13 protein-coding genes are annotated in these 12333 nt (G+C 60.5%); 3 read left to right on the plus strand and 10 right to left on the minus strand.

Annotated elements, in window-relative coordinates:
• Positions 1–99: 99 nt before the first annotated feature.
• A complete protein-coding gene (locus NKJ13_RS06215; RefSeq protein ID WP_352507733.1) occupies positions 100–318 on the plus strand; it encodes a hypothetical protein in 219 nt (72 codons plus the stop codon).
• A 369-nt stretch (positions 319–687) separates the two neighbouring features.
• The gene (fghA, locus tag NKJ13_RS06220) at positions 688–1539 is read left to right on the plus strand and encodes an S-formylglutathione hydrolase (protein ID WP_352507768.1); all 852 of its coding nucleotides are present in this window, start codon (positions 688–690) and stop codon (positions 1537–1539) included.
• Between the two features lie 22 nt (positions 1540–1561).
• Here the strand turns inward: fghA and pqqE are convergent, their stop codons facing one another.
• From pqqE to NKJ13_RS06255, 7 genes are all read right to left on the minus strand, one after another.
• On the minus strand, positions 1562–2683 hold the full coding sequence (pqqE, locus tag NKJ13_RS06225; RefSeq protein WP_352507735.1) for a pyrroloquinoline quinone biosynthesis protein PqqE: 1122 nt from the start codon (positions 2681–2683) through the stop codon (positions 1562–1564).
• Positions 2680–2976, minus strand: a complete 297-nt coding sequence (gene pqqD, locus NKJ13_RS06230; protein WP_352507736.1) for a pyrroloquinoline quinone biosynthesis peptide chaperone PqqD — start codon at positions 2974–2976, stop codon at positions 2680–2682. The genes pqqE and pqqD overlap by 4 nt, the downstream gene beginning before the upstream one ends.
• The gene (pqqC, locus tag NKJ13_RS06235) at positions 2973–3728 is read right to left on the minus strand and encodes a pyrroloquinoline-quinone synthase PqqC (protein WP_352507737.1); all 756 of its coding nucleotides are present in this window, start codon (positions 3726–3728) and stop codon (positions 2973–2975) included. The genes pqqD and pqqC overlap by 4 nt, the downstream gene beginning before the upstream one ends.
• Positions 3725–4663 (minus strand): pyrroloquinoline quinone biosynthesis protein PqqB, encoded by a 939-nt coding sequence (gene pqqB, locus NKJ13_RS06240; protein ID WP_352507738.1) that lies wholly within the window; start codon positions 4661–4663, stop codon positions 3725–3727. The genes pqqC and pqqB overlap by 4 nt, the downstream gene beginning before the upstream one ends.
• 463 nt (positions 4664–5126) lie before the next feature.
• A complete protein-coding gene (locus NKJ13_RS06245) occupies positions 5127–5990 on the minus strand; it encodes a substrate-binding domain-containing protein (RefSeq protein WP_352507739.1) in 864 nt (287 codons plus the stop codon).
• A gap of 1 nt (position 5991) precedes the next feature.
• Entirely contained in the window at positions 5992–6516 is a 525-nt protein-coding gene (locus tag NKJ13_RS06250; protein ID WP_352507740.1) for a c-type cytochrome, methanol metabolism-related, read from the minus strand.
• Positions 6517–6670: 154 nt separating this feature from the next.
• The gene (locus NKJ13_RS06255) at positions 6671–8572 is read right to left on the minus strand and encodes a methanol/ethanol family PQQ-dependent dehydrogenase (RefSeq protein WP_352507741.1); all 1902 of its coding nucleotides are present in this window, start codon (positions 8570–8572) and stop codon (positions 6671–6673) included.
• 673 nt (positions 8573–9245) lie between these two features.
• Here NKJ13_RS06255 and NKJ13_RS06260 point away from each other — a divergent pair.
• Positions 9246–9599, plus strand: a complete 354-nt coding sequence (locus NKJ13_RS06260) for a hypothetical protein (protein WP_352777398.1) — start codon at positions 9246–9248, stop codon at positions 9597–9599.
• A 102-nt stretch (positions 9600–9701) separates the two neighbouring features.
• Here the strand turns inward: NKJ13_RS06260 and NKJ13_RS06265 are convergent, their stop codons facing one another.
• Genes NKJ13_RS06265 through NKJ13_RS06275 form a run of 3 tightly spaced genes read right to left on the minus strand, consistent with a single transcriptional unit; the run spans position 9702 to position 12197 of the window.
• The gene (locus NKJ13_RS06265; RefSeq protein WP_352777440.1) at positions 9702–10442 is read right to left on the minus strand and encodes an ABC transporter ATP-binding protein; all 741 of its coding nucleotides are present in this window, start codon (positions 10440–10442) and stop codon (positions 9702–9704) included.
• The gene (locus NKJ13_RS06270) at positions 10411–11208 is read right to left on the minus strand and encodes an ABC transporter permease (RefSeq protein ID WP_352777400.1); all 798 of its coding nucleotides are present in this window, start codon (positions 11206–11208) and stop codon (positions 10411–10413) included. The genes NKJ13_RS06265 and NKJ13_RS06270 overlap by 32 nt, the downstream gene beginning before the upstream one ends.
• A complete protein-coding gene (locus NKJ13_RS06275) occupies positions 11205–12197 on the minus strand; it encodes an ABC transporter substrate-binding protein (RefSeq protein ID WP_352777402.1) in 993 nt (330 codons plus the stop codon). Before NKJ13_RS06275 ends, NKJ13_RS06270 begins: the two co-directional genes overlap by 4 nt.
• Positions 12198–12333 lie beyond the last annotated feature (136 nt).

Here is a 12333-nt window from a genome sequence, read left to right on the forward strand (position 1 = left end):
AGCGGTTCAGCCGATCGAGTGTGTACGTTTTCGTACATCGAATTGGAACACAACCATGGATAGAGTACCATCACTATGGGCAGCTATGGGGAGGGTTGGATGAGTAAGGTGCAGAGGGTCAGTCCGGTAGTAGAGCAGGCAATCGCCGCAGTCCTCAATAGGGAGGATCGTGGTGACACCATCTCGGTCACGGCGACATTAAACGCAGCACGGCAAGCCGCCCCTTATCTGGTCGCATCCGACGAAGAGCTGACCGAGGCGATCGTCGAGGCAGCAACTGCCCTGGGCCTGTCCGTGGCTTTCGACGGTCGGAAATAGCGTCGGCTCACAGGGTGGCTAAGAGTCGGAAAGTTGGTGTCGTGCTTAGGAGCCCTCCTAAGAGGAGGTAACTATCACCCGCAACACTTTCTTGCTCGGTCCCTGGTCACGCATGCTGCGAACCCACGCGATGACCCGTGCGTGCTCGTCCGCCATAGCCGCGTCGAACCTGCTGTCGCCGCTGAAAAGCCACGGTGCATTTGCGCAGAGCTCGTCGTCCCGGAATCATTGCTGAGGTACTGGGCAGTGTTGGCCATCCCGGCTCCGATCAAGAGCCCTGCGCGCCAGCCAGCCCACCAAGGTTGCCGCGACCGCCCACGACGTCGTAGAGGCTATGGTCGGCGGTCAAAAATTGGTGGAGAAGAATATATGCCAGAGCACCTGAAACTCGTCTCGACTGCCAAGTCGCATGGCGGTGCCCAGCACGTTTACTCTCATCTGTCGACGAGCTGCTCGTGCGAAATGACGTTTGCCATTTTCGTGCCTCCGCAGGCGCGGGAAAGGCGTTGCCCCGTGGTGTGGTACCTCTCCGGACTCACCTGCACCCATGCGAATGTAATGGAAAAAGGCGAATACAGACGTATTGCCGCCAAACTTGGCTTCATCGTCGTGTGTCCCGACACCAGCCCGCGTGGTGCCGACATTCCAGATGAAAAGGACAATTGGCAGTTCGGCACCGGCGCCGGTTTCTACCTCGACGCCACGCAAGAGCCGTATGCCAAGAACTATCGCATGTATTCCTATATCGTCGAGGAACTGCCAGCCGTAATCGGGCGCGAATTTCCCGCCGATATGGCGCGCCAGTCGATCTTCGGCCATTCGATGGGCGGGCATGGCGCGCTGACGATCGCACTGAAAAATCCCGCGCGTTTCAGAAGTTGCTCGGCCTTCGCGCCGATCGTGCAACCAAGCACAGCCGGCTGGTCGAAGCCGGCTTTCCAAAAATATCTCGGCCTGGATGAGGCCTCGTGGCGGCGCTACGATGCCACTTCGCTCATCGAGGACGGATACCGTTTCCCGGAATTCCTCGTCGATCAGGGGACGTCAGACGGTTTCCTCAAGGAGGGCCTCAGGCCTTGGCTGCTCGAAGACGCGTGCTCCAAAGCAGGCATTCCGTTGAAATTGCGGATGCAGGATGACTACGATCACTCCTATTTTTTCATTTCGACATTCATGCAGGACCATATGACGTGGCATGCCGAACGGCTTTCACGAGGCTAAGTCCGTAGGAATAGGTCGGCAGTCAGGCCGGCTCGGTGACGACGCCGATACGCCGGTAGACGAACAGTTCGTCCTTCGAAGGAACCGTCGCAGCGCGCTGGGCTTCGTCGATCAGCATTGCCATGCGCGCATGGATCGGCGATTTCGCGCAAGCCGGGTCCGTCACGGCGGCGTCGCCGGCGATTGCCATCGCCTGGCAGCGGCAGCCGCCCCAGTCGATCTCGCGCCGCTCACAGTTGCGGCAGGGCTCCTGCATCCAGTCCGTGCCTCGAAAGGCATTAAATGCCGGGGAATCGGTCCAGATCGCGGCCAGGCTGCGAGGTCCAAAACGCTCGAAGCTGAGCGACGGGATGGTCTGGGCGGCATGGCATGGCAGTACGGTGCCGTCTGGCGTCACCATGAAGGCGTCGCGCGCCCAGCCGCCCATGCACGGCTTGGGATAGATGGCGAAATAATCCGGCGTGACGAAATCGATGTTCATGATGCCGGTGAGCCGTTCGCGCGCCTCCGCGACGATCTCCGCCTGCCGATCGACGGCAGCACGCTCGGGCATCAGCTGATCGCGATTGGTCAGCGCCCAGCCGGCGTACTGCACGTTGGCTATCTCGAGACGCTCCGCATCCAGCGAAAGGGCCAGATCGATGAATTCCGGTACCTCCTCGATATTGTGGCGATGGATCGGCGCGTTGATGGTAAGCGGCAAGCCGGCCGCGCGGGCGCGGCGTGCCGTTTCCAGCTTCTTTTCGTGGCTGCCCCTGTGATTGCCGATGCGCTCGGTGGTCGCCGGCCGTGCGCCTTGAAAGCTCAGTTGCAGATGGTCGAGCCCGGCTTCGGCAAATGCCTCGATACGGCCATCCGCAATGCCGACGCCGGCGGTGATCAGGTTGGTGTAGACGCCACGCGCCGAAAGCCCGGCGATCAATTGCTCAAGATCGCGACGCAGCGTCGGTTCACCGCCAGACAGATGCACCTGGAGAACGCCAAGATCGGCCGCCTGCGAGAACAAGTCGAGCCAGCTCTGCGTGTCGAGTTCGCGATTGGCCTTCAGCAATTCGAGCGGGTTGGAGCAATAGGGGCATTGCAGCGGGCAGCGATGCGTCAGTTCCGCCAGCATGCCGATCGGGGGGAGAGGGGGCTCGCTCATAGCTTCACCAGCAGCTTGTCCGACCATTCCTGCAGGAAGGCAATGACATCGGCCGCCACAGCCTCCTGTTCCGCATCATAATCTGCGGCAAGGCCGGCAACGATGTGGCCGACCGTGGACCGCCCATCGCAGCGGCGCAATATGTCGAGGCTGATGTCGTTTGGCCAGAACACCTTTTCAGGCGAAAGCACGGCGAACCCCTGGCGCACGGGGTCATACTGTATGCGCACGTGCTTCGGCAGCGATGGAACCGACTGCGGCGACACCATGGCTCTTTCGCGCAGTGCCATCATGGGGCCTCCGGACGGAAGGCGCCGGGCGGGATATTGCCCGGCTCGCCATAGGCGTGTTGAAGCGCGTCGAGCATGGCCCAGAGTATATCGCATTTGAACACGAGTGCATCGATCGCCCGCTGCTGGCGTTCCGCCGTGTCGGCATGTTCGAGCACATAGGCAAGAGCGAAGTCGGCGTCGCGTGAGGCCTGTTCGGGCCGTCGGCTGAAATAGGCCAGCGTATCCTCGGTGATGTAATCGTATCTGGCCAGCATCGCGGGTACCCGCTCGCCGATGATGAGCGGCGAGAACATCTCGGTCAGCGACGACGCGACCGCCTCCAGCAGGGTCCGGTTCGTGCAAAAGGAGAGGTAAGCGCCAACCGCAAAACGTGTCGCCGGCAGGGCCAGCCTCTCGCTCTTCACCGCGTCGGCATCCAGACCGAGCGAGGTCGCCAGGTGCAACCAGCGCGCAATACCGCCGCTCCAGCCGTCCTCGCCGTCATGATCCTCGATGCGTTTGCGCCAGGCGGCGCGAAACGCCGGATCCTCGGCATGCGCGAGGATCATGGCATCCTTGCGCGGAATGACAGCCTGATAGCAATAGCGGTTCAGCGCCCAGGCCTGCATCTCGGTCCTCGACAGCGCACCGGTGGTCATCCTGTGATGGAAAGGATGGCGGTTGTGATAGCGCTCGGCACCGACTTGCCGCAGCACGGCTTCGAGCTCTCCGGAGGACAGGCCGTTGCTGGCTGCGTGGTGGAAATCACTCAAAGGTCCATCTCCATCCCGTCGCGGGCCACTTCCCAGCCCGCCGCTTCGACTGCTGCATGCTCGGCAGAATTCTCGTCCAGAACAGGATTGGTGTTGTTGATATGGACGAAGACGCGGCGGCCGATCCTCACATCGGCCAAGCCGGCGATCGACCCCGCGTCTCCCGACATTGCCAGATGCCCCATGCGGGCACCGGTCTTTTCGCCGACGCCGGCAGCAATCATCTCGTCGTCGGTGAAGACCGTGCCGTCGAACAGAAGGCATGCGGCATCGGCTAGACGCGTGCGCAGGGTCGCATCGATGCGGGCGCAGGCGGGGATGTAGAAGACGGAGCCGCGACTGCCGGCACCGGCGATACGGACGCCGATCGTGTCGCCAGCGTCAGAGCTGAAATTCGCATCCGGCTGACCTCTTTCTTCGAGATAGAGGGCTATCTTCCCGGGCACGGGAAAGCTCTCGACAGCCACCCCGGTGTCGTGGCCGTCTGCGTCGCAGATCGCCAGTTCTTGCGCCGGCGGCAAGATGCGTCGCGGCACGAGCGCCGGATCGAGGACATTGAAAATCGAATTCGCCTCCAGCGTCGCCAGAACCTGTGTCGTTGCATAGATAGCGAAAGGCTGCCGCTCACGCAGGCTGAGCAGGCCGGCGACATGATCGACATCGGCATTGGTCAGCACCACCGCGCGAATGGGCGTCGAGCGCAGCGGCGCATCGTGCGCGGGCTGCAATTCAGGCGTTGCCGCGATCTGCTGGCGAATGTCGGGTGAGGCGTTGAACAGAACCCAGCCGACCCCATCCGCCGACGCGGCGACACTTGATTGGGTTCGCGAATACACGCCAGCCATCCCGGTGCGAGCCGCACGGCTCAGACGATAATTGCAGTTCCATTGCGGAAAGCCACCGCCGGCCGCCGATCCGATGATTCTCAAGCGCATGAAAACGCCCGCCTCGCGGCTTCTCTGACCAGCAGCCAATTTGCAGCCGCGAAAAACGTCCCGCTCGCTTTGCGTGCCTCAAAATCTTTCACGAAAATCCCATGCGGCAAGGGGATGCGTGCCCCTGTTGCCAGGGACACGCACCTCTGCGGCCTACTTCTTGGGAGTAATCTCAGCAGGCAGATACCGCGAAATTTCAAAGCCCGCAGCAACCTGACACATGGTCGGTTTTGTCCAGCTCTTCTTCATAACATTTCTCCTCTTCTACCAGCCCGAAGGGGCCGATCCGGTGGTTAGCCAACCATTGCAGGGCACCGAAGCAATGGCTCGTCCATCACGTCTCAAATGGACAAATGAAACACAAGGTTTTGAAAGGCCGAAAAACAAAACGATCGAAAGTAGCCGTAGTCTTTCTCTTCAATTTTTCATCGCGCAGGTTTGTCCTCCTCCTCACCCATCCCGACTATTGCGTAATCCGATTGTCGTGCTCGTCAATCAGCGGCACATTGTAACCCAGCAGGAGCTTGGTGATCTCCGCCTGGTTCTCCCTGATCACCCGGTTGAGCGTCCGCTTCCATTCCTGGTCGGACGGACGTACGCCCATGGTGATGCGGTAGGACATGCGCGAGCCTTTTTTTTCCTTCAGCAGCGGAACAATGGTGACATCGGCTCCGAGTTCCCTGGCATAGTAACCTGCCATCGGCCCCCACAGGACCGCCGCGTCAATCTTGCCGGCGAGCATGTCCTTGATCATGACCTCTCCCATAGAAGGAGTGACACGCGTATCCACCGCGAGTGGATAGATCTTGGCGGTCCGCAGAAGCTTGTTGGCGGCCATGTTGGCGGTTGGCGGCGTGCTTTCGACGACGCCGATTCTCTTGCCTGAAAGTTTCGGGTCTTCGATCGTCTCGATGCCTTCCATGCCGTTGCCTTTGGGGTATACGAGCACATAGGCGGAGCGATAGTAGGCGTTGGTGTTCTGCACCAGTTCGTCGCCTTGGGCGTAGCCCATGATGATGTCGCATCGGTTGGCCCCCAGCGTGTTGCGCACAAAGCCGGTGACAGTGGGAAACCATGTGTAGGCGACTGATTTCCGCCCCGTCTTCTTGGCAACCAGTTCAGCCAGCTTGTTTTCGAAGCCTTGGCCGTTCTTGTCGGTAAAGGGCATATTCGAGGGATCGGCGCAGACGCGCAGAATGTTGGGATCCACCAGTTCGCCCGCAGCGCCAAGCCCGGCATTTTGCGCCAGAACGTTCGATGGCAGCAAGGCGAGCGCGCCGAGGATCGGCAGAACGACGCGCAGCTTCGATGTAGTGCAGCCGGTCATATCATCCACCCATGCAGGATGCTTCGGCATCCTTGGCTGCCTGAGCCTTGTTTTCGTGCTTGGGCGGCCTGCCGCGGGGTGCCGCGCCATCGGCGCGCGCGCGCAGATAGACGTAAAGGTCGTCCAGGTAACAGTAGACGTTCTTGTTGTCGCCAAAGGCAGGCATGACGTTTTCCTTGCCGCCGCCGACATTCTTGCGGCCCTCGGCGACGATCGAGAGGAACGTGGCGTAATCCATGGTTTTCAGACTATTGACCAGGGCAGGCGCATAACTCGAACCCGTTGCGTCCTGTCCGTGACAGACATGGCAATCGGAGTGATACCGGCGGTACCCGCTGAACGTGTACCAATCGACGGTTCCGTTTTCGATCTTGTAGGTCGGATTTCCGTCCGCATCTAGATATTTGCCTCCTTCTTGCTTCACCGCCTTGGCTTTTTCCATGCTGTCTTCGGCCCGTGCCAGACTTGAGCTGGCCAGAGGCAGCAGGATCAGGGCGAGAGCGGAAACTGCAATGCGAACGATCATTCAGACTCTTCCTTCATTGGCCAGGGACACTGGCTGCCGTCGTGCTCGGCATTGATCGGTGCTTGGGTGCGCGGCGCAATCGAGAGCCCGGTTCCCGGCTTTCGGGTGACCCGGGCTCTCTTTTCGAACCTAGTCGTAAGGCTCTTCCCGGTTATCAGTCCGGGAGGCCGAAGACGGTGAGCTGGCCGCCCAGTGTCGTATAGTCGGCAAGTGCCGCGTAACCGCCGACGGCACCCAGACCGGCGGTTCCAACCACTGCGGCCTGGTCGCCCTGCGCACGGCCCTGATCAACGGCGCCATGCCAGGCAGCGGCGTTGTCGGGCGAAAGCAGCCCACCTGCCAGACCGATACCGGCCCATCCCCCCACGCCGGACAGAACGGCGATGTACTGCTTGCCGTCATGCTCGTAGGTCGTGATGTTGCCGATGATGCCGGAGGGGGTCTTGAACTTGTAGAGTTCCTTGCCGTCCTTATCGACCGCCTTGATGTAGCCTTCGAGGGTACCATAGAAGACGACGTCGCCATCTGTCGCCAATGCGCCCGACCACACCGAGAACTGCTCGGGCTTCGACCAGACGATCTCACCCTTGGCTGCATCCCAGGCAATGAAGTTGCCCATGTTGCCGTCACCGCCGGGCGCCGCATACATCGACACGGTGGCGCCCACATAGGGCTGACCGGCGGTGTAGCTCACTTTGTAAGGCTCATAGTCCATGCAGACATGGTTGGTCGGCACGTAGAACAACCCGGTCTTCGGCGAGTAGGCGGCCGGCTGCTGGTCCTTGGTTCCAAGCGCGGCCGGGCAGATACCGGTCGAGTTGGTGTCTTCGCCGTTCTGCTGGGTCGAATACTTGGCGACGACCTGCGGGCGGCCGTACTGGTCGCTCTTGGGATCCATGTTGACTTCCGTCGCCCAGTTCACTGCCGGATCGTATTTTTTGGCAACGAGAAGTTCGCCGGTAGCGCGATCCATTGTGTAGGCAAAGCCGTTGCGGTCGAAATGCACCAGCACGTCGTGCTTGGCGCCGTTGACCTCCATGCCATCGACGAGAATCATCTCGTTGATGCCGTCATAGTCCCACTCGTCATGCGGGGTCATCTGGTAGAGCCATTTGGCAACACCGGTATCGGCGTCGCGAGCCATGATTGTCATGGACCAGCGATTGTCGCCTGGGCGCTGGACCGGGTTCCACGTCGAGGGATTGCCGGTGCCGTAATAGACCAGGTTCAGCTTGGGATCATAGGAATACCATCCCCATGTCGTGCCGCCGCCCGTCTTCCACTGTTCGCCTTCCCAGGTGTTGGTGCCGGAATCCTTTCCGACGGGCTTGCCGAGATGGGTCGTCTTCTCGGCGTCGAGAAGGGTGTCTGCATCAGGACCTTCCGAATAGGCTTTCCAGGCAAGCTTGCCGTCTTTCAGATTGTAGGCGGCCAGCCAGCCGCGAACACCGAATTCAGCACCGGAGACGCCCACGAGCACCTTGTCCTTGATGACTACGGGTGCCGACGTGCCGGATTCGCCCTTTCCGCCGTCGGTCTGGTCGCCGTTCTTGACAGACCAGACGACCTTGCCGGTCTTGGCATCGAGCGCGACGACGGTGGTGTCGGCCTGGTTGAGAATGATCTTGCCGTCGCCATAGGCGACACCGCGATTGACCGTGTCGCAGCACATGATCGGAATGACGTTCGAGTCCTGCTTGGGCTCGTATTTCCACAGGATCTTGCCGTCGTTCTTGAGGTCGAGAGCATAGACGTTGTTTGGGAAAGGCGTGTGGACATACATCACATCGCCGATGATCAGCGGCCCGCCTTCGTGACCGCGCAGCACGCCGGTGGAAAAGCTCCATTTGACCTGCAGGTTCTTTACATTGTCCGCAGTGATTTGGTTGAGTTTGGAATAGCGGGTGTTGGCGTAGTCACCCGTCTGCATCGCCCAGTTCTTCGCATCCGATGCGAGCTTTGCAAGGTCTTCATTGGCCGAAGCCGTATAAGCAGCGCCGAGCGACAAAAAAGCCGCGGTCGTCAGTATGTAGGTAGTTTTCGCAAGTACACGCATCCGAAACCCTCCCGAGGTTCACAGTGACGAATCGACCGTCAAGCCCACAAGGGGCCTGCCCAAGCGATTCATGTGGGGAAGTAATTTCCGGCAGCTGTCACGACCTACCCCGACAAGCAGAGGGCACCGTTATTGCCCGCCCCACTTGGCCTTCGAAAGACTGCCACCGCTCCCTGACAATGGCGCTCTTGAAGCCGGAAACAGGGAAAAAGCTATGTCATCGCAAAAGGCGAAGCAAGCAAAAACCCTGAAGTGATGTTGCGGTGCAATATCGACTATGGTGCATGGCAATATAAAGATGCAAACAAGAGAAGTATCCTGAGTGGCACTATTGCGAGAATGACTGCCAGCGGCCGACATATATAATATCCATATTGTTATTGTATTATTGGCGCGATTCGTGTTGGAATTTATTTCCATGTAATTTACAAGGGCGCTTCTGGGTAAGTATGCGTGCGTCTGGTTGGTTGCCGATAGTGGGCGAGGCATGAAATGACCGCTGGAAGCGGGGTGCGCAGCGGGCCGTGAATCCACCTTTTGCCGGTCGACAGGGCATTCCTCCTTTGGTCCTATAAGCAGGCCATGGGAGCTTGACCGGCTTTGCGGTACGTCGCCAATTGGGGCGATGATCCTGTCCGGATACATTGTGTCCAGACCAACTGGAGGTTCCCTCATGATCAGATCTGTTGGGTCTTTTATCCTACCGCTGGTCTTTTCGGCGACACTGGCCTTTGCGAACCCGGCTAGCGCCGCGGGAGACTACCCGACGGCAACGATTGCCGATTACGTGCTCGGCTGCATGCAAACAAATGGCCAGACACGTCAGGCGCTTGAAAGCTGTTCCTGCTCGATCGATGTTATCGCCTCGATCCTCCCCTACGATCACTATGAGAGGGCGGAGACCTTCAAAAGTATGTCGTTGACGACAGGGGAGGCGGCAGGGTTGTTTCGCGAAAGCGCGCCAGCGAAGGCGGCGCGGGCGGACCTGAAACGCGCGCAGGCTGAAGCCGACGTACGTTGCTTTTAGTCAGGCGGAACAGGCACGCGTGGCGGTGCCTCACAGTGCCGCCATTTCTATTGGCCATTGGCTGCGAAATACCTTGCAATCCGCATTCGAGCCGTAAGGCGATCAGGCCGCGCCCGGAAATTTTTGGTGGAACGACAGCAAAAGGTCGCTCATCACCTGTGGGTTGCGATGTTGCCGCGGAAAGCCTACGTCGAACATGCCGAGCACATGGGCTGGGCGCTGCGCAAGCACGATGATGCGGTCCGACAGCATCAGTGCCTCGCGCAGATTGTGCGTTACCATCAAGGCGGTCGTGGGCCGCGCCGACCACACGGTCAAAAGCAGGCGCCGAAGCCGCTCGGCGGTCTGTTCGTCGAGGGAGGCAAAGGGTTCGTCCAGGAAAAGCACCGCCGGTTCGGCGGCGAAGGCCCTGGCAAGCGCTGCCCTGCGCGCAAGGCCGAGCGAAAGCTCCGCCGGATAGAGCGAGCGCATGCCGGCGAGTCCGAGTATGTCAAACAGCTCGTCGAGACTCTTCGCTCTTAGGCTTTTCGGCAGCGCCAGCCTGACATTCTGCTCTACGGTCCGCCACGGCAGCAAAACCGGCTCCTGGAACACGGCGGCGATGCGGTTCGAGCCGCCTTGCGGCAGTTGGAAAGAGCCGGAAAAGTCTTTGTCCAGTCCAAGCAGGATGCGCAACGTCGTGGTCTTGCCGCAGCCCGACGGCCCGAGCAGACAAGCGAATTCGCCCTGCCGGACCTCGAAGGACAGACCCTGAAGCGCCATGATCGAGACGCCTTGCGCGGACCTGAAAGTCTTTTCCGCGATGTCGACCCTAAGCGGGACGACCGCGCCAACGGGTTGCATGTCGTTCAATGGGCTGCACCAGGAGAAGTTCGATGACAAGCATCACCGCCACGAAAGCCAGGGTGTAGGCAAGGATGGCGGCGACGTCGAAGAGCTGAAAATAGAGATAGATCTGGAAGCCGACACCATTGGAACGGCCGAGCAGTTCCACCACCAGGACGATCTTCCAGATGAGGGCGATGCCGGACCGCGAGGCAGCGGCAAAATAGGGCTGCAGTTGCGGCAGCAGGACATGGCGGATGCGCTCGAGTGGGCCGAAGCGGTAGACGGCGGCCATTTCGCCATAACGCGGATCAAACGCTCTGGCGCCTTCACGCATCGTCACCACGACGTTCGGGATCTTGTTCACGGCAACTGCGCCAATCGCCGCCGCCTCGTTGAGGCCGAACCAAATATAGGCGAGCACGATGACCACCAGCGCGGGAATGTTGAGAAACAGGACCACCCACGGACTGAAGAACCGGTCCGCACTGCGGTAGCTGCCGAGGATGACGCCGATGACCGAGCCGATAACCATTGCGACGACATACGCCGCGGCAACCCGTCCGAGCGTCGCGCCTAGGTGATAAAAAAGGTCGCCGCTCGCCGCTTCCCTAAGCAGCACCTGCCAGACCTGCCCTGGTGGGGGGAAAGCACGGCTTTGCCACAGATTGGCCGCGAGGCTCCACAGCAGGCAAAGTCCCAGCAGGGAAACCGTTACCGTCAGCGCTGGTGTCAGCGCCGTCGCAAAGGCGGATCGACCCGACTTGTCTTCCGTTGGAGTCATTTCGCGAGTTCCGGCCAGAACGTGCCGGGCGCCATCTCGGGCGCCCTGCCAACCAGCTTCTCGCCACCTATCGCGGCCAGCACGTGATAGAGTTTGCCCGCATCGCCCGCTTCTTCGGCGACCGGCCGTCTGGGGATGCCCTGGCGATAGCGGTCGCGCAGTTTTTCCAGCTCCTTGCCTTCTGCGTGAATGAGCGGCGCCAGGCGCAGCCATTCATCATCCGATCTGGCCAGCAACTCCTTGGCTTGCTTGGAGGCGTTGACGAAGCCTCGGGCGGCATCCGGATTGTCGTTCGCCCATTGGTCGTGGAAGACGTAGCCGAGCGCCGATACGGGGCCCGAGGCACCAAGCGCTTTCGCCGCATCATCGGCGCCGATCAACCGACGAAAGCCGTTGGCCTCGAGCCGGGCGCAGAAATGCCAGAAATTGAGTACTGCATCGAGTTCGCCCTGCATCGCCTTTTCAGAAATCAGCGGCGGCGCGCCAAAGACGACGTCACAGGCTGCCGGCAGGTCGACGCCGTGATCGCGTCTGGCCAGCGCCTGGACCAGTAGCCAGCTCTTGTCGAGCGGCCCGCCGGCGACACCGATTTTCTTTTCCTTGAGGTCGGCGACCGTCCGGATCGGCGATTCCTCCTTCACCATGATTGCCCCCACGGCGGTCGAATAAGGGGCCAATGTAAGGTCGCCGCCCTCGGAGCGCTGGCGCGAGACCCACAGCCAGTCGGTCACGATCATGTCGATCGCGCCGGCGAGCAGCGCGACGTTGGTCGCATCCTCCCCGGCGAAGTAGACAATTTCCAGATCGATCCCGTTGGCCTCGTCGAGCTTGTGGCGTTTCAGCGTGTCGAGTTCCCAGCTCACGGTGCCGAACTTCAGGACACCAATTCGGACCTTAGCGGCGGCAAAGACGGCAACCGGCTTCGAGGCGAGGATGGCGGCTGTCCCCACAGCAGCCAAGCGCAGCGTCGCGCGCCGCGAAATCATCATGGCGTCTCTCCCTTTCAGGGCCGTCGACGAACCAGGAATGCCGATCAGATCGCTCGTTCCTTGCTCGGAAAGGCACATTTCCAGCGCACGACCTTGAGCCTCGGATGTTCCTGAGACCATTTTGCGATCTCGGCGG

The organism is Mesorhizobium sp. M0174, assembly GCF_040322275.1.
GTDB lineage: Bacteria > Pseudomonadota > Alphaproteobacteria > Rhizobiales > Rhizobiaceae > Mesorhizobium.